1 protein-coding gene is annotated in these 534 nt (G+C 62.5%); it reads right to left on the bottom strand.

What is annotated here, in order from left to right; all coding sequences use genetic code 11:
- Positions 1-196: 196 nt before the first annotated feature.
- Positions 197-534, bottom strand: a 338-nt coding sequence (locus tag DUPY_RS23780) for a lysophospholipid acyltransferase family protein (protein WP_503826038.1), incomplete at its 5' end; no start/stop codon positions are given.

Below are 534 nucleotides of genomic sequence, written 5' to 3'. Positions count from 1 at the left end.
CTGAATTCGTCGAAATGCACGCCAAATTGGGTCCCCGCCTGCGCGGGGACGACGTTTCGATGCTAAAAAAATTAAAACTTCAGCTTAACTTAACGGCATTAGGGTCCGACCCCATGGGTCTCAGGGGTAAATAGCGCCCTGTGGGTCGGACCCCAAGCGGTACGGCATGCGTTGTGGCGAAAGAGGCCTTGGGGGGTCAGTTACGTGGCTCCGCGCGCCGCTCGCCGAGGATGATCGGCGCCGCATTCTCCGGGTGCAGCCCCTGGTGGCCTTCCAGCACCGCGCGGATCGTTGCCATGTCGGCCTCCTGGTCGCCGGTCAGGTACACGTGATCGACCAGGCTCAGCGTCTTGGTCGGATAGTCCATGAACACCAGCACCAGCGGCACTTTGGCTTCCATCGCCAGGTGGTAAAAGCCGCTCTTCCAGTTGGGCCGGTACGCGCGCGTGCCCTCGGGCGTGATGCCTACCCAGTAATAGTCGGCGGCGAACCGGTCCAGCGTGGCGCACCGCAAGGCACCATCAAGGCCCAGGC

Source organism: Duganella phyllosphaerae (assembly GCF_001758785.1).
GTDB lineage: Bacteria > Pseudomonadota > Gammaproteobacteria > Burkholderiales > Burkholderiaceae_D > Rugamonas > Rugamonas phyllosphaerae.
The sequence above is the reverse complement of the archived record's forward strand: the minus strand, read 5'-3'. Positions and strand labels throughout refer to the sequence as shown.